Origin of the sequence: Acinetobacter pseudolwoffii (assembly GCF_002803605.1) — a bacterium.
In the GTDB taxonomy this organism is placed as follows: Bacteria; Pseudomonadota; Gammaproteobacteria; order Pseudomonadales; family Moraxellaceae; genus Acinetobacter; species Acinetobacter pseudolwoffii.
This window is the reverse complement of the sequence record NZ_PHRG01000001.1, coordinates 520,752-542,143: the sequence shown is the minus strand read 5'-3', so window position 1 is coordinate 542,143 and position 21,392 is coordinate 520,752. Positions and strand designations below refer to the sequence as shown.

General features: G+C 45.2%; 20 protein-coding genes. 12 read left to right on the top strand and 8 right to left on the bottom strand.

Annotation, left to right across the window (positions count from 1 at the left end; translation table 11 throughout):
* The first annotated feature begins 78 nt into the window (after positions 1 to 78).
* On the top strand, positions 79 to 273 hold the full coding sequence (locus CWI32_RS02510) for a hypothetical protein (protein WP_100534556.1): 195 nt from the start codon (positions 79 to 81) through the stop codon (positions 271 to 273).
* A gap of 92 nt (positions 274 to 365) precedes the next feature.
* Here the strand turns inward: CWI32_RS02510 and nadC are convergent, their stop codons facing one another.
* Entirely contained in the window at positions 366 to 1,217 is an 852-nt protein-coding gene (nadC, locus tag CWI32_RS02505) for a carboxylating nicotinate-nucleotide diphosphorylase (RefSeq protein WP_100534555.1), read from the bottom strand.
* 180 nt (positions 1,218 to 1,397) lie between these two features.
* On the opposite strand from nadC, the gene ampD reads away from it, so the two are divergent.
* On the top strand, positions 1,398 to 1,994 hold the full coding sequence (gene ampD / locus CWI32_RS02500) for a 1,6-anhydro-N-acetylmuramyl-L-alanine amidase AmpD (protein ID WP_100534554.1): 597 nt from the start codon (positions 1,398 to 1,400) through the stop codon (positions 1,992 to 1,994).
* A gap of 54 nt (positions 1,995 to 2,048) precedes the next feature.
* Positions 2,049 to 3,599 (top strand): murein biosynthesis integral membrane protein MurJ, encoded by a 1,551-nt coding sequence (murJ, locus tag CWI32_RS02495; RefSeq protein WP_171255753.1) that lies wholly within the window; start codon positions 2,049 to 2,051, stop codon positions 3,597 to 3,599.
* A gap of 110 nt (positions 3,600 to 3,709) precedes the next feature.
* On the opposite strand, the gene CWI32_RS02490 is transcribed toward murJ, so the two are convergent.
* Positions 3,710 to 3,868, bottom strand: a complete 159-nt coding sequence (locus tag CWI32_RS02490) for a DUF1328 domain-containing protein (RefSeq protein WP_004647174.1) — start codon at positions 3,866 to 3,868, stop codon at positions 3,710 to 3,712.
* 191 nt (positions 3,869 to 4,059) lie between these two features.
* Here CWI32_RS02490 and CWI32_RS02485 point away from each other — a divergent pair, with 191 nt between their 5' ends.
* Positions 4,060 to 4,512 carry a YcgN family cysteine cluster protein gene (locus tag CWI32_RS02485; RefSeq protein ID WP_100534751.1) on the top strand — a complete coding sequence of 151 codons (453 nt, stop codon included), beginning with the start codon at positions 4,060 to 4,062 and terminating at the stop codon, positions 4,510 to 4,512.
* Positions 4,513 to 4,523: 11 nt separating this feature from the next.
* Here CWI32_RS02485 and CWI32_RS02480 read toward each other — a convergent pair whose 3' ends face one another.
* Entirely contained in the window at positions 4,524 to 6,668 is a 2,145-nt protein-coding gene (locus CWI32_RS02480) for an EAL domain-containing protein (RefSeq protein WP_100534553.1), read from the bottom strand.
* Between the two features lie 264 nt (positions 6,669 to 6,932).
* On the opposite strand from CWI32_RS02480, the gene CWI32_RS02475 reads away from it, so the two are divergent.
* On the top strand, positions 6,933 to 8,207 hold the full coding sequence (locus CWI32_RS02475; RefSeq protein ID WP_100534552.1) for a replication-associated recombination protein A: 1,275 nt from the start codon (positions 6,933 to 6,935) through the stop codon (positions 8,205 to 8,207).
* A 334-nt stretch (positions 8,208 to 8,541) separates the two neighbouring features.
* Here the strand turns inward: CWI32_RS02475 and purC are convergent, their stop codons facing one another.
* The 3 genes from purC to dapA are packed head-to-tail and all read right to left on the bottom strand — an operon-like array spanning position 8,542 to position 10,818.
* Positions 8,542 to 9,261: a phosphoribosylaminoimidazolesuccinocarboxamide synthase gene (gene purC, locus CWI32_RS02470; RefSeq protein WP_005173343.1), complete on the bottom strand. Its 720-nt coding sequence runs from the start codon at positions 9,259 to 9,261 to the stop codon at positions 8,542 to 8,544.
* 37 nt (positions 9,262 to 9,298) lie between these two features.
* On the bottom strand, positions 9,299 to 9,904 hold the full coding sequence (locus CWI32_RS02465) for a lipoprotein-34 precursor (NlpB) (protein WP_100329542.1): 606 nt from the start codon (positions 9,902 to 9,904) through the stop codon (positions 9,299 to 9,301).
* A 14-nt stretch (positions 9,905 to 9,918) separates the two neighbouring features.
* Positions 9,919 to 10,818: a 4-hydroxy-tetrahydrodipicolinate synthase gene (gene dapA, locus CWI32_RS02460; protein WP_005173340.1), complete on the bottom strand. Its 900-nt coding sequence runs from the start codon at positions 10,816 to 10,818 to the stop codon at positions 9,919 to 9,921.
* A gap of 724 nt (positions 10,819 to 11,542) precedes the next feature.
* On the opposite strand from dapA, the gene mhpT reads away from it, so the two are divergent.
* The 3 genes from mhpT (at position 11,543) to CWI32_RS02445 (ending at position 14,676) form a co-directional block, all read left to right on the top strand.
* Positions 11,543 to 12,748 carry a 3-(3-hydroxy-phenyl)propionate transporter MhpT gene (gene mhpT / locus CWI32_RS02455; RefSeq protein ID WP_005173339.1) on the top strand — a complete coding sequence of 402 codons (1,206 nt, stop codon included), beginning with the start codon at positions 11,543 to 11,545 and terminating at the stop codon, positions 12,746 to 12,748.
* A gap of 195 nt (positions 12,749 to 12,943) precedes the next feature.
* Positions 12,944 to 13,573: a bifunctional nicotinamidase/pyrazinamidase gene (gene pncA, locus CWI32_RS02450; RefSeq protein WP_005173338.1), complete on the top strand. Its 630-nt coding sequence runs from the start codon at positions 12,944 to 12,946 to the stop codon at positions 13,571 to 13,573.
* Positions 13,574 to 13,701: 128 nt separating this feature from the next.
* Positions 13,702 to 14,676, top strand: coding sequence for a bile acid:sodium symporter family protein (locus CWI32_RS02445; protein ID WP_005173337.1), 975 nt, complete (start codon positions 13,702 to 13,704; stop codon positions 14,674 to 14,676).
* Positions 14,677 to 14,804: 128 nt separating this feature from the next.
* Here the strand turns inward: CWI32_RS02445 and CWI32_RS02440 are convergent, their stop codons facing one another.
* Positions 14,805 to 16,058: a hypothetical protein gene (locus CWI32_RS02440; protein ID WP_005173336.1), complete on the bottom strand. Its 1,254-nt coding sequence runs from the start codon at positions 16,056 to 16,058 to the stop codon at positions 14,805 to 14,807.
* 77 nt (positions 16,059 to 16,135) lie between these two features.
* On the opposite strand from CWI32_RS02440, the gene serB reads away from it, so the two are divergent.
* The 3 genes from serB (at position 16,136) to CWI32_RS02425 (ending at position 18,727) form a co-directional block, all read left to right on the top strand.
* Positions 16,136 to 17,356: a phosphoserine phosphatase SerB gene (gene serB / locus CWI32_RS02435; RefSeq protein ID WP_100534551.1), complete on the top strand. Its 1,221-nt coding sequence runs from the start codon at positions 16,136 to 16,138 to the stop codon at positions 17,354 to 17,356.
* A gap of 415 nt (positions 17,357 to 17,771) precedes the next feature.
* Positions 17,772 to 18,107: a ciprofloxacin tolerance protein AciT gene (aciT, locus tag CWI32_RS02430; RefSeq protein WP_074383829.1), complete on the top strand. Its 336-nt coding sequence runs from the start codon at positions 17,772 to 17,774 to the stop codon at positions 18,105 to 18,107.
* Between the two features lie 140 nt (positions 18,108 to 18,247).
* The gene (locus tag CWI32_RS02425; protein ID WP_100329538.1) at positions 18,248 to 18,727 is read left to right on the top strand and encodes an SCP2 sterol-binding domain-containing protein; all 480 of its coding nucleotides are present in this window, start codon (positions 18,248 to 18,250) and stop codon (positions 18,725 to 18,727) included.
* Between the two features lie 304 nt (positions 18,728 to 19,031).
* Here CWI32_RS02425 and dtd read toward each other — a convergent pair whose 3' ends face one another.
* Entirely contained in the window at positions 19,032 to 19,472 is a 441-nt protein-coding gene (dtd, locus tag CWI32_RS02420) for a D-aminoacyl-tRNA deacylase (protein WP_100534550.1), read from the bottom strand.
* Positions 19,473 to 19,700: 228 nt separating this feature from the next.
* Between dtd and CWI32_RS02415 the strand changes: the two genes are divergently transcribed.
* The gene (locus CWI32_RS02415; protein WP_100534549.1) at positions 19,701 to 21,215 is read left to right on the top strand and encodes a catalase; all 1,515 of its coding nucleotides are present in this window, start codon (positions 19,701 to 19,703) and stop codon (positions 21,213 to 21,215) included.
* The last annotated feature ends 177 nt before the right edge of the window (positions 21,216 to 21,392 follow it).

Below are 21,392 nucleotides of genomic sequence, written 5' to 3'. Positions count from 1 at the left end.
AAAATTCCGACATGAATCGGCTAGATCCAGAGCTATTTTGCCCCGATATTCAAACGATATCACAATGAGGAATGCAAGATGAAACAGTGGATTTGTGCAATGTCTTTGCTGGGCGTGCTTGGATTAAGCGCCTGTGACTGGGGCAATAATCGTGAAGATGACGAGCGTTCAGTGTTAAATCAGGATCGTGATGAGGATAATGGGAGATATAACGACCGTGATGGTGACGATGATGACCGCGATCGCCGAGGTGACCGCGATGATGATGATTAAGACTTAAAATAGAGAATTGAACAAAATATATGCAAAAAAAATCCAAAAATAAAAAAAGGGTGCTTCGCACCCTCAATGGTCATCTATCGAATTTAGGCTTCAGCATTAAATCGCATCGATAAATCCACAGCTTTGACATCTTTGGTCAAGACACCCATCGAAATATAATCGACACCGCTACTGGCAACTTCACGTAAATTATCAATCGTGATATTGCCAGATGCTTCCAGTTTGCAGCGGCCGGCCACATGCTGTACTGCCTCAATCATTTGCTGCTGGCTGAAATTATCCAGCATCACGATATCCGCATTGGCCTCTAAGGCCTGATTCAACTCATCCCAGGTTTCCACTTCCACTTCGACCGGTTTGCCCGGCGCAATCTGGTGTGCCTTGGCAATCGCCTGAACAATTCCGCCAGCGGCCATAATATGATTTTCTTTAATCAAAAAGGCATCGAATAAACCCAGACGATGATTCTGCCCACCACCAATGGCAACGGCATATTTTTGTGCAATACGCAGGCCAGGAAGGGTTTTACGGGTATCCAGAAGCTTGGTATTTAAGCCATCCAATTGTTTGACATAATGCGCTGTTTTCGTCGCAACGGCAGACAGTGTCTGGACAAAATTCAGCGCAGGACGTTCCACAGTCAATAAACTGCGTGCAGAACCGGCCAGTTTAAGGAAAGTTTCATTGGCTTGAACCTGATCACCCTCATTTTTTAGCCAGATGACTTCAACACTTGGATCATAGGCCTGAATCAAGGCATTCACCCAAGGTTGCCCGGCCAGTACCATATCTTCACGGCTGATGATCGTGGCAGTGGCCTGTTCATCTTCAGGGGTCAGCAGGGCAGTAATATCACCGTCACCAATATCTTCTGAAAGTGCCTGTTGGATATTGATCTGAATCGACTGGTCTAGCAACGCTTGAGATATGCGCATGAGTATTTCCGTATCTTTTAAGCCGTGAAAATTGCGCCTTATCTTAGCACTGTTACATAAAAAATGAGCGATTTTTCCTACAGTCTGCCGGGATGAATTGAGATTTGTGCCTGAAAGTTTTAGCATGAAGCCGGCTGCAACCCTGATCGTGCAGATTTTATTTTTGGAGAGAATGGTTTTATGCAACAGGCAGCCGAGTTTCAGGTTAAGAATGGACAACTGATGGGCGCACGTCACATTCCCTCTCCCAATTTTAACCAGCGTCCGGACAATACCGAGATTCAGCTCATTGTGGTGCATAACATCAGTCTGCCACCCTCACAGTTTGGCGGCGGTTATATTGAACAGTTTTTTCAAAATCAACTGGATTGGTCAGTCCATCCCTATTTTCAAAGCATTGAAGGGATGCAGGTTTCGACCCATCTACTGATTTTACGTTCTGGTGAGGTACTGCAATTCGTCAATTTTAATGACCGTGCCTGGCATGCTGGACGTTCGACCTATTTGGGTAAAGAAGAATGTAATGATTATTCGATTGGCATTGAGCTGGAAGGCAGTGACGACTTGCCTTTTGAACCGGTACAGTATGCCGCCTTAATCAAAGTCACTGCCTGTTTGCAAGATTATTATCCTAAAATTCAGCAGCATATTGCCGGACATTCGGATATTGCCCCGGGCCGTAAGACCGATCCGGGACCGTATTTTAACTGGGCTGATTTTCGTTGCCAGTTACAGCATTATAAAAATACCTCAACCTCGCTTGAGGGATGCAATTAAGCAATGAACTTCTGACAGAGGTTTCATTACAATAGCCACAAATTTATACATTAGGTGAATAGGATGGCGCTTTGGCGTTCGACCGTCATTGTCAGTGCGATGACCATGTTGTCACGTGTACTGGGATTGGTTCGAGATATTGTTTTACTGAATGTCTTTGGTGCGGGTAAGGACTTCGATACCTTCGTGGTCGCATTTCGTATTCCAAACTTTTTCAGGCGATTATTTGCCGAAGGGGCATTTTCACAGGCCTTTATTCCGGTTTTGACCGAATACAAAACCAGTCGTACCCATGCCGAAGTGCAGATTCTGATTAGCCGGGTCTTTGGCTGTCTGGCAACGGTAATGAGTCTGCTGACCATGTTCGCAGTGATTGCTGCGCCGTTGATCATGTATATCTATGCGCCCGGTTTCCATAGCGATCCTGAAAAATTTGCCTTGGCGACTGACATGTTCCGCCTGACCATTCCTTATTTACTGTTCATGTCACTGACGGCTTTTGCCAGCAGTATTCTGAACAGTTATGGTTCTTTTAGTACACCGGCCTTTGCACCGGTCTTGCTCAATGTGGCCATGATTGCTGGCGCGCTCTGGCTGACTCCGCATATGGCAGAGCCGATTATGGCACTGGGCTGGGCAGTCATCATTGCCGGTATTTTACAGCTGGCGATTCAGATTCCTGAACTGTGGCGTAAAAACCTGCTGATCCCACCTAAAATTGACTTCAAGCATGAAGGCGTGGATCGCATCATGAAATTGATGCTGCCGGCTTTATTTGGTGTATCCGTCACGCAAATTAACCTGCTGCTGAATACCATCTGGGCATCTTTCATGCAGGATGGTTCGGTGTCCTGGCTGTATAGTGCCGAGCGTATGACCGAGTTGCCGCTTGGCCTGATTGGTGTGGCGATTGGTACTGTCATTTTGCCATCTTTATCGGCACGACATACCGAGCAGAATCCGGAAAAATTCCGCGGCATGATGGACTGGGCCGCTAAAGTGATTGTAATGGCAGGTTTACCGGCCAGTATTGCCTTGTTTATGCTGTCGACCCCGATCATTCAGGCCCTGTTTGAACGTGGTCAGTTCAGCTTTGAAGATACCCAAATGACGGCTCTGGCGCTGCAATGTATGAGCGGTGGTGTGATTGCCTTTATGTTGATTAAAGTCTTTGCCCCGGGTTTCTATGCACAGCAGGATACCAAAACACCGGTGCGTGTCGGTCTGATGGCTGTGGCTGCCAATGCAATCCTGAACGTGATTTTTATCGGTATCTTCAAGCTGATTGACTGGGAAGCAGAACATATGGCACTGGCGCTGGCATCGACCGGTTCAGCCATGGTGAATGCCGGCCTGCTTTATTATTATCTGCATAAGCGTCATATTTTCCGCTTCGGCCCGCACTGGAAAAAAATCTTCCTGCAATTCATGTTTGCCAATGTGGTGATGATCGCAGCTTTGGCTTATGCCTTAAGTTGGTACAATGCCGATGTGTCGCAATGGATGCGTGTCGCAGAAGTACTCATCTTGTGTGTCATTGGTGTGGTGGCCTATCTGGCGGCCTTGCTGGCGGCAGGTTTTAGACCGCGTCATTTAAAACCTTAAGTGAATATTGAACTTGATATTCGCTTAATAAAGCCATAAAAAAACAAGAGCCAGAAGGCTCTTGTTTTTTTCGAAGGATCATACTTGCTTCGACTCAATCTAAACTGAATCTAGACCTTACCGCGGGAAAGAAATCCAACGATCGCAAGAATCACCGCAATTACTAACAAGATAATTGCAAAATCCTTAGATAAGCCTGCTACTCCACCGAAACCAAGTAGACTCGCAATTAATGCAATAACAGCAAAAATAATAGCCCAGCGAAACATATATATTCTCCATGTGTTTTTATTTTCAAATTTAGTATAGAAATAAACGATTCCAGCGACTGTTAGTGTTTTGTTGACGAACTGTCTATGATTTAACAATAGTTTACGTGATGGTAATAAGAATTTGAGCGGTAGGTCTGCGCGGTTTGGGCTGCTATAATCAGCTGATTTTTGAGTGCACCGACCTGATCATGACCGATACTTTACGTCCCGAATTTTGGAAAAACTATGGCCTTGCCGAACTCACGCAAGCCGAGTGGGAAGCCTTGTGTGATGGTTGCGGACTCTGTTGCCTGATTAAACTGGAAGATGAAGATACCCAGGAAGTCGCTTATACCAAAGTGGCCTGCAAACTGCTGGATTGTACGACTGCGCGTTGCTCCAATTATCCAGAGCGTTTGCACTATGTGCCAGACTGTATTCAGCTCACGCCAGAAAAATTGGAAACGATTCACTGGTTGCCTTCAAGCTGTGCTTATCGCCGGGTCGAGCAGGGCAAAAGCCTGCCAGCCTGGCATTATCTGATCAGCGGTTCACGGGAAAGTGTGATTCAGGCACGCAAGTCGGCAGCAGGGCGCTGCCTGAGTGAAGCCGACATTCCTGAAGACGACATCGAAGACTATATCGTGCGTTGGGTGCGTTAAACCTGTCTGCCTTAGCGTTTCTGAGCTACCGGATGCAGTAGGGCCTGAGCCGAAGCACTGGCCATCGGACGATAGAAATAAAAGCCTTGTCCAATCTGACAGTCACAATGGATCAGGGTATCGAGTTGTTCGGTATTTTCGATGCCTTCGACCAGAACATCCAAAGCAATACTGGAACCAATCTGGGTAATGGCTTTGACAATCGCCAAGGCGGACGGGTCACTGTTCATACGCTCGACGAAGTTGCGGTCAATTTTGATGCAATCCACCGGATAGTCTTGTAAACGGGTTAGTGAAGAATGCCCGGTGCCGAAATCATCCAGTGAGATCTGGATTCCGGCCTGTTTCAGTAGGTTCAGGGCCCGGATCACATAATTGGCACCATGCTCGGACAGGCTTTGTTCAGTAATTTCCAGTTCCACCTTATGCGCAGGAATATCAAAATTGGACAGGCGGGCCAACATTTTTTCAGCATAGTCATCGCGCAAAAATTCAACCGGTGCGGCATTGATTGAAATCGGCAACAGATCCAGTCCTTGGGCCTGCCAGCGACTCATATCGGCAAAGACTTTCAGTTGCATGGTTTCACTGATACGTGAGGCCAGCTCATAGTCCTGAAAGGCACCAAAAATCTCGGAAGGCAGTTGCACCTGCTGATCCTGATCTTGCCAGCGTAACAGTGCTTCAAAACCAATCACCACACCATCAGACAGACGGACTTTGGGTTGATAGTAGGGAATGATCTGATCGGCCAGAATAATCTTGCGGGCCAAAGTCAGCTGCTTGGTCATATTTTCCAGCGAACCACACATGTCCTGACTAAACATGCGAATGCCGCCACGACCACTATTTTTCAGATCATTTAGAGCAATATCGGCACATTTCAACAGGTTCGAAGTATTTAATGCATCACGTGGATAGATAGCACAGCCAATACTCATGGCACTGCTGATACTGTCGCCAATATAATTGATCGGTTGATCCAGCTGGCTATAGGCCAGTTGTGCCGTGGCCAGCAGCTGTTCTTCACTTTCCAGATTTTTCACCAGAACCGCAAATTCATCTCCACCCAAACGGGCCACAATGGTATTCGGGCCGAAACAGGCCTGGAAACGCTGACCCAGAACATGGAGTAGATGATCGCCAGCAATATGACCTAGGGTGTCATTGATGTGCCGGAAATAATCCAGATCAATCAGCAGTAGACCCGCCTTGGTCTGCTGTTGTTGCGCTTTCAATAGCACCTGTTTAAAGGTTTTATAGAAGGTACTGCGATTATACAGACCAGTCAGTTCATCTCGTTTAATGGCTTCTTTTAAGCGGGTTTCTGCAATTTTTTGCTGACTGATATTGCGTGAGACACAGAGGATGCTTTGGGTAATATTGTGCTGATCCAGAATTGGGGTCAGCAGATGATCCCAATATTGGATTGGCTGGTCTTTGCTCTGAGTTTTGCTAGAAAAACGGCTATTTAAGCCTAGGACTGCCTGTTTCAGTGCACGTTGTCCGGATTTTCGGGCTTCAGGTGCTAAACGGTTCAGCCAGGACAAAGAACTGTCCTGATCTTGCGCTGTTGTTTCGCTTTCTGGTGTCAGACCGTCAGACTGGTTACTATGCCGAATCTGACCTTCAGGACTGATAATATGGATGCAGTCTGCGCTGGCATCCAGCATATTTTCCTGGGTTGAAACGATTTGAGACAGTTGTTGCTGGATTTCAAAATAATCATGTACATCGGTCAGTGAAACCGCCCACTGCAACACATCTTCCGGATCATGATGAAATTTTACCGCCAGCGTACACATACGATAATGGGTATCGCTGCGTTTAATCCGGCACTGGGTTTCAAAATTCTGATGCTGATCCAGTGCCGCATGCCACAGCTTCGAAAACAGCTGTAAGTCCTCGGTATGAATGAAACTCTGCCACGATATATTGCCCGGTTCATTCAGGTTCACACCAAGATAATCGGTCATGGCGGCGTTAAAATAGTGCAGATGTGTTTTGCTACTGACCCAGAGAGGTTGGGGTAAGGCATCAATCAGTTTTTGAAGCTGAATTAATTCAGACAGATGAACAGGGGTTGAACTCAGTGATGTTGCCAGCAGAGGTTCCGACTGGCTCACAGCTCCCTGTTCAAATTTATCATGCTTCATGCATTCACCAATACAACCCAAAAATACCCAAGGGGGCGACATAAGTTTCTTTTAATTAGAATAAACAATATGAAAATTACACTGTAATTAATTCACAATTAATCATGTTCAAATTACTTGCTTTTATGAAGATTAATTCATTCAGAATTAAAAAAATAGAGGATTTCTACATAAATTAATTTTTTATGCTTTATGTTTGCAATCTTGGAATCAAAACTGCTGGTGTTAGAATGAGATCAGAATTTAGTTTGAGCCAATAATAACATGTCAGATAGTCATATCCCGCTTCCAGAACGCTTAAGACCACGTGACCTTGCAGAGATTATCGGGCAGGAACATTTGCTAGGGGAACAGGCGCCCTTACGCCAGATGATTGATCAGGGTCATCTACCGTCGATTATTTTCTGGGGACCACCCGGCGTTGGAAAAACCACCATTGCCTTACTGTTGGCACAAGCGGTAGATCGGCCTTTTATCAGTCTGTCTGCACTGAATACCGGGGTGAAAGAACTACGTGAAATCATTGCCGAAGGCGGTGATCTGCTGACGCCAGTGGTGTTTATTGATGAAATTCACCGCTTTAATAAATCCCAGCAGGATGCACTGTTAAATGCGGTCGAAAAAGGGAAAATTACCTTAATTGGTGCCACTACCGAAAACCCGTCTTTTGAAGTGAATAGTGCCTTATTGTCACGTTGTCAGGTGTATAGCCTGAATGCGTTGAGTGCGGAATCGATTCAGACTCTGCTCACACAAGCCTTGCAAAATGACCGTTTTTTGCAGGAACGACATATCCTGATTGAAGAATTTGATGCCTTGGTGCAGTTCGCAGCAGGTGATGCCCGTAAAGCATTGAATTTACTTGATCTGATTGCCAGTACTTTTGAACCGGATATGGAAAATATCATCACCAATGCAGGGGTGGTGAAAGTGGCACAGCAAAATATTGCCCGTTATGACAAGTCCGGTGAACAGCATTATGATCTGGTCTCGGCTTTTATAAAATCAATTCGCGGCAGTGATCCCGATGCAGCACTGTACTGGATGGCACGCATGCTCAAAGGCGGTGAAGATCCGGTATTTATTGCCCGCCGTATGCTGATTGCAGCTTCTGAAGATATCGGTAATTCCAATCCGAATGCCTTATTGCTGGCGGGTGAATGTTTCCGTTCGGTGCAGGCCGTCGGCATGCCGGAATGCCGGATTATTTTAGGACAATGTGCGGTGTATTTAGCCACCAGTGCCAAAAGTAACAGCACCTATCTGGCAATTAACAAGGCGATGGAGCTTGCAGATAAAACCTCGAATTTGCCGGTGCCTTTGCATTTGAGAAATGCACCGACCAAGCTGATGAAAGAACAGGGCTACGGGGTGGATTATCTGTATCCGCATCATTATCCTGAGCATTTTGTGCTGCAAGACTATATGCCGCCAGAACTGAAAGATACCAAACTGTATGAGTCGGCACGCAATAAACGTGAAGTTGAAGGAGAGCGCTTACAGCAACGCCGTTGGCAACAACAGCAACAGCAGCAATAATATCAGTACACAAATAGATTAAACTCAGGCAAAAAAAGCCCAATTCAAGGCGAATTGGGCATAAATTAGGATGTTTTTTAAGGGAGAGAACATCCTAGAGGGTAGCCGATCAATCTGGTCGGCAAACCTTGAGTTAAATCAATCAGCTCACTAATTTGCCTGGTATGTGATGATATTAGACCATAGATTTTCCAATGTAAAAGCGATCATTTTTATCTGTAATATTTGTTTTTTCGATTAAAGCTTAAAAGGTTAATCTGGCCCAGCCAAAAAAATCAGGGATAAAAAAACCGAGCGGTTGAGCTCGGTTTTTTTGAAGCAATGGACTACACCATTAGATGTTGTCGAGGTTAATACCTAAACGGCCCGCAACTTCTTCATAGGCTTCAACCACACCGCCTAAACCTTGACGGAAACGGTCTTTGTCGAGTTTTTTCTTGGTGTCTTTGTCCCATAGACGGCAACCGTCTGGAGAGAATTCATCACCCAAAACGATACGGTCATGGAATACACCGAATTCAAGTTTGAAGTCGACCAGAATCATGTTACCGGCATCAAACAATGCTTTCAGCACGTCATTGACTTGGTAAGTCAATTCTTTCATTTTTTCCAGTTGCTCAGCAGTCGCCCAACCTAAAGCAATCGCTTGCGATTCATTGACCATTGGATCGCCAAGCGCATCGTCTTTAAAGAACAATTCGAATGTAGATGGAGTCAGTTCTTTACCTTCTTCAACACCTAAACGGCGGCATAAAGAACCTGCTGCATAGTTACGAATCACACATTCAACCGGGATCATATCCAGTTTTTTCACCAGCACTTCATTTGGAGTCAGCAGCTTTTCAAAGTGAGTTTCAATACCCGCTTCTGCCAGCTTTTCCATGATGAAGGCGTTAAAACGGTTGTTCACCTTGCCTTTACGATCTAGTTGCTCGATTTTTTCGCCATTGAATGCAGAGGCATCATCTCGAAAGACTAAAATCAGATGGTCTGAACTGTCTGTGGTGTAGACAGATTTCGCTTTACCAGTATAGAGCAAGGTTTGTTTTAACATGAGGGAACCTTTTACAAAAAAAAATGCCTAGAAATGTCTAGGCTGGCCAATTTTGGTAAATCTGGTTGAGCAGTTCTGCGGCTTTTTCACGGTCGGCAAAACTGTTATCGGCATTGAACACAGCGAGGTTATTACTTGAACCGACAGAAGATAATCTTAATACATAGGTTTGCTGGTCGACCCGAATCGTGACTTCGTAACGGTTTTTATTCTGCGCAACGATGCTATGATTCAGGCTGCTGAGGGTGGCAAGCGTATATTGCCAAATTGTAGCAGAATTTCCGTCAATTTTAAGCAGCGGATTAAGATTTCCGTCTGTGACCAACTGTGGTTTACCAACAGCATTGCTTTCAGTCAGCTCAGCTTGAGCGGTGTTCTCAGTCTGGGCCTGAGGGCGTGGCAAGGCAAAACGGTTGCCACGCTGGTTTTCAAGCTTCGGTGCATTTTCAATTGCAAGCGGATCGACTGTTGGAGCAGGATACAATGGCGTTGCAGGACGTACCATGGCGCCTTCAGGATATTGTAAAGCGTCCAGAGTTGTAGTTTCTTTATAGTCTAAAGTGCCGTTATTAAAGGCCATTGAACTACAACCTGCCAAACTGAATACTGAAAGTGTAAGGCTAAGTCCTAAACGTAATTGCATAATCTTGTGCTCTTTTATTTAATAACGCCCGCTTCGACCAGTGCTTCATGAAGCGGAGCGCGATATTGTTCTGCAAGTGGTGTTAATGGAAGGCGAATGCCAGTACCAATTAAGCCCATGTCATGGAGTGCCCATTTCACAGGAATTGGGTTTGATTCGCAAAATAAAATATTGTGTAAATTTGCAACCTGAGCATTTAACTGTTCAGCGTCTGTAGCATTACCTGTAATGGCAGCGGCACACACTTCACTCATGGCTTTCGGAGCCACATTCGCTGTGACCGAGATATTGCCTTTGGCGCCATGACCCATCAGCTGATATGCCGTTGCATCATCACCTGAGTAGACCACCATGTCTTTGTCTTTCAGACCTTGCAAGAGTTCAGCACCACGCGGTACATCACCCGTCGCATCTTTAATCCCGACGATTTGTGGAATATCGGCCAGACGAATCACGGTTTCATTCAGCATGTCGACACCGGTACGGCCAGGGACATTATACAGAATCTGCGGAAGATCGACCGCTTCAGCCACAGCTTTATAATGCTGGTACAAGCCTTCCTGGGTCGGTTTGTTATAATAAGGCGTCACCAGAAGAGCAGCATCGGCGCCGAGCTCTTTGGCTTCACGGGTAAGTTGGATGGCTTCACGGGTCGAGTTTGCGCCTGTGCCGGCAATAATAGGAATACGTTTGTTGGCCACACGAATGATTTCTTTGATCACCTGGGTGTGTTCACTCATGCTCAGGGTCGAGGCTTCGCCTGTCGTTCCAACGGCAACAATACTGTTGGTGCCCTCTGCAATATGCCATTCAACCAGCTTCTCGAGACCCTTCCAATCTACGCTGCCATCTTCAAACATAGGGGTGACGATTGCGACTATGGAACCTTGAATGGTCTGTGCTTGCTGAGTCATTTTAAAAAACTATCCTATTTGTCCATCCGAAAGGAATGAGAAAACATAAATTGGGATGGATTTGTATTTTGATTTATAGCAAATTCAATGGACTTGCGCTGAATTGAAGATTGCTTATGCAAATTATGACTGATCAAACGCATAAGAACAATATGCTTTAGTCAAAGCCACTCAATTCTTTATACAAAGCCTTTTGAAAACAATCAAGTAATAAATTAGATGATTTATCCGGCGAAATACTGTGGTCAAACTGCGACTTAAGTCCCGGCTCAGCAAGATATCATGGAATTTTGTCTGCAAAATTAGCTCGATTTGAGTAAAAATCTCGGCCAAGTCGTGAATTTCGTTGTCTTTAGCTGCTGAATTAATATTTTTATTGGATGAATCTATATGTAAAACATCTTTGTCTGGGGGCTAAGCTTATGTAAACAGATTGAAAAATTGAATCGATTAATCTTTTTTTAATATCAATAAATTGCATAATATTTTTCTAATCGGTTGGTTTTTTAACTTGATGTATAAGTCTTAAAGTATAAATTGTGAATTTTAAAACTTTTTGATTAATTGCTTTTGCGACTTTATCGCAAGGTCTATTGCATGGAGCTGCTTCAGCTGCTGTGGGGATATCCAAGTAAAACGTTCAACTTATTGATAGTTATTTCTGCGCTCAGGCTCATAGATGATGGTCTTTCTTTTGTAACGCTGATTGAACAAGGATAATCCAATGGAAAAATCAGACAATAAGCATGCTATCGTCACGGTCGCCATCTGTTTTCTGATAGCGGTGATTGAAGGCTTGGATATTCAGGCTGCTGGTATTGCTGCAGCCGGTGTGCGTGAACACTTCGGTCTCGATAGTTCCCAGTTGGGTGTGTTTTTTAGTGCAGGGATTCTGGGTTTATTACCCGGTGCACTGATCGGCGGTCGATTTGCAGACCGTATCGGCCGTAAGAAAGTGTTGATCTGGTCGACAGCAACATTTGCCATATTCACTTTATGTACAGTTTGGGTCAATAGCTTTAACAGTCTGCTGGCAGTACGTTTTCTGGCCGGAGCAGGTCTGGGCGGTGCGATGCCGATTCTCATCACACTCGCTTCTGAAGCGGTATCGCCGCAAAATCGTGGTCGTGCAGTCGGCTTGATGTATTGCGGTATGCCTGTGGGTGCTGCGATTTTATCTTTAATTGCTGCGACTGAATTTGGTGCCAACTGGAAAAATGTTTTCTATCTGGGCGGCTTGTTACCGATTTTTGCAATTCCATTGATGATGCTATTTTTGCCTGAATCGAAGGAATATCTGAAAACACAGAACAAAACTGCAGCAGAACTTGCCGTTGCACCACAAGGTTCATTTAAGGACCTGTTTAATTCGGACAACCTGTTACGTACCATGTGCATCTGGATCAGCTACTTCTTTACGCTGATGGTGGTTTACATCATGTTGAGCTGGTTACCCTCATTGTTTATGGAACTTGGCTTTAGCCGTAAGGATGGTTCAACCGCACAGTTCTACTTCATGGTCACGGCGACGATTGGTACAATTATCCTGGGTATGCTGACCGATCGCTGGAAAAAAGCGTATGTGATCCTGTTGATGTACGGCGGTATTCTTGCAGGTCTATTGGCACTAAATGGTGCAAGCTCACTGAACCAGATGTATATGGCAGCAGCATTGGCAGGTGCCTTCGTAATTGGCTGTCAGGGTGTACTTTATGCCTTCGGTAGTATCGTGTATCCAACAGAAGTGCGCGGTACCGGTGTCGGTGTTGCTTCTGCAGTCGGTCGTATTGGTGCCATGCTAGGCCCAGTCATCGCAGGTCAGCTCCTGGTGGCAGGTTTTGGTGCCGCAGGGGTAATTACAGCCGCAATCCCATGTATCATCATTTCTGCACTGTGTATGCTGTTCCTGGTGAACCGTACCAAAGTGTAATAGGCCAAGATTTGAAAAAGCCTGCTTTTGCAGGCTTTTTTGTGTTTAAAATTCAAGGAATCAGATCCGCAGTGCGGTTAAAAACAGGCAGAATCAGAATATGCAGTCACAGGGTTTTTAGCAGCCGCTCTAAAAATCCGATAACAATTTGCGCTATGCTTGGACATAAATCGAGATTTCAATGGATGAAAATACATGCAAAATAATATCGCTTTGCTGGTCGTAGATGTACAAAGAGGATTTACCCCAGGGGGTAATCTGGCAGTGGCCAATGCTGACCAGATTATCCCCAATATCAATTTATTGGGGCAGTATTTTCAAAATATTATCCTGACGCAGGACTGGCATCCAGAAAACCATATTTCTTTTGCAGACAATCACCCCGCTAAAGCGGCTTATGACAGCATTCAGCTGGATTATGGCACTCAGGTTTTATGGCCAAAGCATTGTGTGCAGGGGACAGTAGATGCCGAGTTGCATCCGGATTTAAATTTACCGCAAGCGCAACTGATTATCCGCAAGGGTTTTGATTCCCGGATTGACAGTTATTCCGCCTTTATGGAAGCAGATCAGAAAACCACAACCGGTTTGGCCGGCTATCTGCGTGAACGTGGTATTGATACGGTATTTGTGGTTGGGATTGCTACCGATTTCTGTGTGGCTTGGACCGCCATCGATGCCTGCAAACTGGGCTTTAAGACCTATGTCATTGCCGATGCCAGCAAGGGCATTGATCTGAATGGTTCCTTGCAACATGCCTGGCAAGATATGCTGGCGCATGGGGTAAAACGCATCTATACCAAAGATATCGTTCAGCCGGTTTAAAATTTTATCATGATGCGCTTCGGATATTTCTTTGATCTTCGGCGCATTTAAATCTTCAGATTTCTGGTATTGAGAGATGCCTGTTTTATCTTGTTATTATTCTGCCTTTGTACCCCTGGATGAACCCCATGTCAGCCTTGCTCCAGTTTAGCCAATTTGTCCAAAAAACCTTTGCTTTATGGGTGCTGCTGTTTTCCGGCATTGCCTTAATGCTGCCCGAGGGCTTTGTCTGGTTACGCGCTTATATTCCATGGATGCTGGGCATCATCATGTTTGGTATGGGCATGACCATGACCGTAGGCGATTTTAAAAGTGTGCTACAAAGTCCGAAAGCTGTCGGGATTGGGGTCGTGGCCCAGTTTGTAGTGATGCCGGGTCTGGCTTTTCTCTTGTGTCAATTGTTCCAGTTGCCGCCGGAAATTGCGATCGGGGTGATACTGGTCGGTTGCTGTCCGGGTGGTACTGCCTCCAATGTCATTACCTATATGGCCAAAGGCAATACTGCTCTGTCTGTGGCCTGTACTTCCGTCTCAACCTTATTGGCTCCGATTCTGACCCCTGCGATTTTTTATCTCTTGGCCAGCCAATGGATCGAGATCAATGCCTTATCCATGCTGGTGTCGATTCTACAAGTGGTGCTATTTCCAATTCTTCTGGGCTTGATTGTACGGAGTCTGCTCAAGCAAAAAGTAAATGCCTATATTCAGGTGATGCCGCTGATTTCTGTGATTGCCATTGTCGCGATTGTGGCAGCAATTATTGCCGGCAGCAAAGCTCAGATTTTGCAATCTGGACTACTGATCTTGGGGATTGTGGTCTTGCATAATGGTCTCGGTTATTTGCTGGGTTATTGGGCCAGTCGTATCTTTAAGCTGGCGGAAATAGACTGTCGTGCGGTATCGATTGAGGTGGGAATGCAGAATTCGGGTCTGGGTGTGGCTTTGGCTGCGACCCATTTTGCAGCTTCTCCACTTACGGCTTTGCCCAGTGCAATCTTTAGCTTATGGCACAATATTTCAGGGCCAGCTCTGGCCACCTATTGGGCAGCCAAAAGCAGGGTAACGACATTAGAGCCAAAGCAAAATCTGGATACAGACAGCTAGAGTTTTAAAATGCGGCAGTGATTTTAATTGCTGCAAGGCGCTGAATAATAGAACTTGACGAGTAACAGCTTAAAAATTCTGCGCATAAAAAAGCCCGATTTAAAGTCGGGCTTTGTACTGTACAACCTTTATGAGGCTTTGGACTGTTTGGATTTTAAAATCTCGGTTCTAAAAGTCTGTGCCAGTTCAGCCGTTTCTGCATCCATGCCATTTACCACAAAGGCATGACGGGTCAGGACATTGGTTGGATTCGGCATACTGACCAGCTGGAAATGTTCGCTCACATCTTTTAGCAAGCTATTCGGGACATGTAAGGCACTTTCTTTTGCGACCAGGTGCTGGCTAAGACGCTCAGAGGCCTGCACCGAGCTGAGCTGCATCTCCTCGACTTTAGACGCAATTGCACTACGGGTTTGCAGTACAAAACGTTTTTCTTCACGATAGCGTTTATACAGTACCTCCGAGAGTAACTGGAATACCGCACTGATCATGGTCAGGCAGGCCAAGGCATTTGGCTTGTCTGCCGCAATGCTGATAGTGGCACCTTTTTCATCAAATTTATGCACAGTACTAATATCACTGCCATTCAGTTTGTAGCGCTGCACACAGAGTTCAGTGGCTTTATTCAGGAAAATCTGACACAGGTTGAAATAAGGCACCGATACGGTTTTATTCACGCTATCGAGTAACTGTTTTGGATCATAGAACTGGATATTCAAGCTCAGGCTATCGCTTTCCAGTACAGCTGGCTTATGTTCTTTTTCTTTGGCTTTATTTTTTACTGCCTGCTGGGCTTGGGCAATGGCCAGCGCAGCATTGTGCTTTTCCTGTTCCAGAGCTTGGGTCAGGGTCTGAATCTCGAATTTTAAACGGGATTCATTGTTAATGCGTGCCAGATATTCGGTTCGGCTAGGACGCGCGATCGCGCGGTACGCCACCCAAATCAAAGCATGAATAATGAAAGAGAACAGAATCGCCAGCCATTGCGTCCGCAGAATTTCACCCATACTTGGCTCAATCAGGGTGATTTCAATCAGACCGACTTTTTTCTCGTTTTGCAGTGCATCACGGACAAAAACTTCACCATCACGAGTTTTGGTCAGTCCGCCGGTGGCTAAAACCTGACCTTTCGCATCCAGAATTCGAATCGAAGCCACACTCGGGTTGGTCGCATAACGATTTGCCAGCAAAGCCAGAGAAACACGATTGGCGGGTTCCAGCTCGGACAGGCTGTCTGTCACCAGTTGACTGGTGATCAGCTGCCCCTGACTGGTGCGGTTTTCATTCAGTTGGTGAGTGGTTGCCAATACCAGTAAAAAGGTATGCAGAGCAAAACTTACAATCAATAGGCTAGCAAATAGCCCTTGTCTAGGCGCATTCAACGTAAACTTCCAAGGCAATTCTGTTCAATTTCGATTATGATTCTAACAATAGTTGTAGCTCAGACCCGAGTCAATTCATGCGAGAAATCATTCTTATATCATTTTTAGGACCTGACCAGCCTAATCAATTTACACGATTAATGCAGGTTTTGTCCGCCCATTCCCTACAGATTTTAGATGTGGGGCAAGCGGTTATTCATAATCAGTTAACCTTAGGTATTGTTGTAGCGTCTGATGACCAGACGGCGACAGCATTAGCCATGAAGGAAATCCTGATTCTAGCACATGATATCGGGTTAACTGTGCGCTTTAAACCGATCTCTGCGACTGAATATGATCAGTGGGTCAAAGAGGGTGGGCGCACACGTTATATCGTAACGGCATTGGCCCCTGAATTAAATGCCTCTCATTTGCAGGCCGTGACCCAGATTGTCTCGACTCAGGGTTTTAATATTGAAACCGTAACCCGTCTGTCTGGCCGTCCGGCCCTGGATGGCAGCAGTACCGGTCCGAAACGTGCCTGTATCGAATTTGGTTTAAAAGGACAAATGCTGGATGCCGCAGCCATGCGTGCTGCCTGTTTGCGTTTGTCCAGTGAACTGAATGTCGATGTTGCGGTTCAGGAAGACAATGCCTATCGCCGTAACCGCCGTCTGGTCTGTTTTGATATGGACTCGACCCTGATCGAACAGGAAGTGATTGATGAACTGGCGATTGAAGCAGGGGTCGGTGCGCAGGTTGCTGAAATTACTGAACGCGCCATGCAAGGTGAACTTGATTTTCAGGCCAGTTTCCGTGCCCGTGTGGCTTTATTGAAAGGCATGGATGCATCGGTACTGCCGAAAATTGCCGAGCGCCTGACCATTACCGAGGGTGCTGAACGCCTGATTTCGACTTTAAAAGCATTGGGTTACCGTACTGCAATTCTGTCGGGTGGTTTTCAGTACTTTGCCGAATATCTGCAAGGCAAACTGGATATTGATGAAGTGCATGCCAATGCGCTTGATGTTCAGGATGGCGTAGTCACGGGTGAAGTCAAAGGTCATATTGTTGATGGCGCGCGTAAAGCTTTATTGCTTGGCGAAATTGCCAAAGAGATGGGAATTTCCCTGGAACAGACCATTGCAGTCGGTGATGGTGCCAATGACTTGCCAATGTTATCGATTGCAGGACTCGGTGTGGCTTTCCGTGCCAAGCCACTGGTGCGTCAAAATGCCACGCAGGCGATTTCCAGTGTGGGACTGGACGGGGTACTGTATCTGCTCGGGGTACACGATAAAGACCTGAATCAGGCATAAACACTATTTTTGATAGAATAAACGCGACCTCAGGGTCGCGTTTTTTGATTGCCTTTGTACTAAGGTGACCAAGCCAGCAGAGAAGATTGACTATAAAAACATCGATCATCTTAAACGGAAAAATAATTTTTTCAGTCAATAACAGCCCTGATAATTTTGTAATGACACGCCAACATTGACACAGTCATTGATCCACAAAAATGCCAAAAGCAAAAAATGTAATGACAATATAATATCGCGACAAAGTATGTCGTGAGACCAGATCACAGGACTTTTTTTATGCAAAAAACTCAGCATAATGCAGGCATAGAGATACAAATCAACAGATTCCATTTTATTGATTGAACGAAATTCAATAGATAGAACCGTTGCAATATCAAACAGGCAAACTATCTATTTGGATGGAGGGGTTTATATGGTAACAGCGAATTTAGCAACGATCGTGGGCTTCAGTTTAGTCGCTGCAGCTGTAGTTGCTGTGTTCTTCTCGCCTTATCGTCGCTGGTTGAGTTTTATGGCAGCCGGGATGTTGGTCTGGGGCTTGATTGAGATGATTCGTGTAGGCACACAAGCCTGGTTTGATCTGCCAATGACCTATAGTTATCTGAGTGCATTGACAGCAGTCATGATGGTGGTCACTTTCTTATTATTGCGTGAAGACCGTCGTGCAGAGCGTGCCTTGGCAAAACGCCGTTGTATCGAACATACGCCAGTCTATGAAGATGACCAGCAGCAGCTTTCGAGCCGTTAAGTCTACAAATCGCAAAGAAAAAATGCACCCACGGGTGCATTTTTTAGCTTAGAAATATGATACAAACTGCTTAATCAACCTAGCCAAGAATTATGCTAGGATATTTGTCAATTTTCGTACAATTAGAATAGGCATCCTCCATGAAACTGTCGTCCATTCCTGTGTTAAAACTTCCTCTTATTGATATGAGTACCGATCCACTGGACTTGTTGGTCGCGGGTCTGGCTTTACGTATGAAGCAATTGGCACGTACCAGCCCAAAATTTATTGAACTGGTACATGAGCGTCAATTCCGGATCCAGATTGGCACAGATGAAGGTATGGCACGTCAGATCATTGTCAATAATGGCCAGATTGATACGGTTTCAGGTGATGCAGAGAAAGCAGATTTTGTATTGCAGTTTGCTGATAGTGAACAGGGTGTAAAGACCTTGGTCAAAGGTGACCCGACAGCATTCATGACCGGTATGCAAAGTGGCACCATCAAAATGGAAGGTGACTTTGGCCTGCTGGTCTGGTTTAACCAGGTGGCGAAGATGATTCCACCCAAATTGCCCAAACCGGTCAAAGAAAAAATTAAATTTGCCCGGGCGTTTATTAAAGAAAAAACGGGTAAATAAAACTCTGCTCCTGACTTCCTCTCCTTTTTCAAGGAGGGCTGAGGGCAGGATTCAGCCAGTTTCAATCTGGGTAATGCCAGTCAGTTAGGGAGTTTAGATCTAAGCTCCTTAATTTTTTAAATCTTTTGCAGAAACAATTATTTTCTAATCTTGCGGTACAATACACCTGATGCCCCAGACCGTTGGGGATGAGGTTTCCAGCTATCCCATATCATTATGAATAACAATAATAAAAAACCAGACAGTTTCCTGCCTGATCTCGATTACTGAATCTGAGGGCTTTTTAATGTGGAAAATAATGTCGCTATTCAACTTCTAAATTAAAGGTCACCGGCCCATCATTGACCAAATGTACTTTCATATCCGCTGCAAAAATACCAGTTTGTACATGTTCAAATTGTGACTTTGCATAGTCAACCAGTTGCTCATACAGCTCTTTTGCAGCAGCAGGTGGCATGGCAGGGCCAAAATCTGGACGTAAACCTTTTTGGGTTTGCGCCATCAGGGTAAATTGTGAAACCAGCAGTAAACCGCCTCCAGCCTGGCTGATATTCCAGCCCATTTTGCCCTGTTCATCATCAAAGAATCGGTATTTCAATATCTTATCAATCAGCTTTTTACCTTTTTCCAGATTGTCGTCCTTGCCCAGACCCAGAAAAACCAGAATTCCCTTATTTATTTCGCCCGTAGTTTCACCCTCGACCACGACTTTAGCTTCTAAAACTCTTTGTAATAAGGCACGCATTTTACATATTGACTGATAACGATAGATGGGCGTGATTGTAGCAAAAATAAAACCTGAAGCAGTATCAGATACTGATTTTTATGAATTTTAAATATTTGAAAATCAATTGATTAATTTTTATAAATTCATTAAAACGATTGAAGTGATAAAAATAATCTGTTTTAACAATTTTTAGTTTTTATATATCTTAGCACCTGCAGGAAAGGTAATAAATTGAGAGATTTAGAAATGTTTAAGCGTTCATTACTGGTTGCAATGCTTGCAACTGTCACAGCCACACAAGCTGCTCCTCTAACTAAAGACAATGGCGCGCCAGTCGGTGATAACCAGAACTCAATCACAGCAGGCCCAAATGGTTCAGTCTTGCTTCAAGACGTTCAATTGGTACAAAAACTACAACGTTTTGGTCGTGAGCGTATTCCGGAGCGTGTGGTACATGCGCGTGGTACAGGGGCTTATGGTGAATTCGTTGCAACTAAAGACCTGTCTGACTTAACAATTGCTTCTCTATTCAAGACTGGTACTAAAACTCCAGTTTTTGTCCGTATGTCTACGGTAATTCATGGTAAAGGTTCACCGGAAACCCTGCGTGACCCGCACGGTTTCGCGATCAAGTTTTATACTCAAGAAGGGAATTGGGATCTGGTCGGTAACCAGACACCGGTATTCTTCATCCGTGATGCGATCAAATTCCCGGACTTCATTCATGCAATGAAGCCAAGCCCGGTGACAAACGTACAAGATGCCAACCGTGTATTTGACTTCCTGTCGAGCCAGCCATGGGCTACCAACATGCTGACTTATGTGTACGGCAAACAAGGTGTGCCCACCAGCTACCGCGAACAGGACGGTTTCGGTGTACATGCTTACAAGCTATATAACGACAAGGGCGAATACAAATATGTGAAATTCAACTTCCGCTCGCAACAAGGCGTGAAGGGTTTGAATGTGAAAGAAGCTGCCGTGCAACAGGGCAAAGACTTCAATCACTTGACCAATGATCTTTATAACAACATTTATGCCGGCAACTTCCCGAAATGGGATCTGCATATCCAGGTACTCGATCCAAAAGATCTCGGCAAGTTTGATTTTGATCCACTTGATCCCACCAAGATCTGGCCAACTGACTTAGTTCCAGAAGTGAAAGTGGGGACATTGACCCTGAACCGCATGCCAAAGAATTTCTTCAATGAGACTGAACAGTCGGCATTTGCACCAGGTAATCTAGTTCCGGGTATTGAGCCATCGGAAGACCGTCTGCTACAAGGCCGTATCTTCTCTTACTCAGATACGCAAATGTACCGTCTGGGTGTGAATCACCAGCAAATTCCGGTGAACCGTCCAGTGGTTGCTGTAAATAACAACAACCAGGAAGGTTATATGAACGTGTCTGAGCGTGACTCGGATGTGAACTATGAGCCAAGCCGCAAAGAGCCAAAAGCTGCAACTGCAAAAGCACGTGCGGTACAAACACCATTATCGGGTCATGTACAGCAAATCGGTGTGAAAGAGCAGAACTTCAAGCAGGCAGGTGAGCTGTACCGTTCGTATACTGCCAAAGAGAAAGATGACTTGATTATGAACCTGGCTGCGGACTTAGGTGCAGTAAAAGATTCAGAAACCAAGCACATCATGTTGTCTTATTTCTACAAGGCAGATGCCGACTACGGTACACGTATGACCAAAGCGGTGAAGGGCAACATCGCAACGGTCAAAGCCAAAGCAGCACAACTCAAAGACTGATTTCGATTGGTCGATCAGGATTGGTGACTAGGGTTTAAGAATTCACCTCCGCAAAGTCCTGTAGAACTCCAAACCTTTCCTGCACCCTAGGGGGAGTTCTACAGGCACTCCGTTTTACTCATCTTATCTAATCTGAATAGAATCATTTTCGATTCATGTCTCTATTTGATTTCTGTT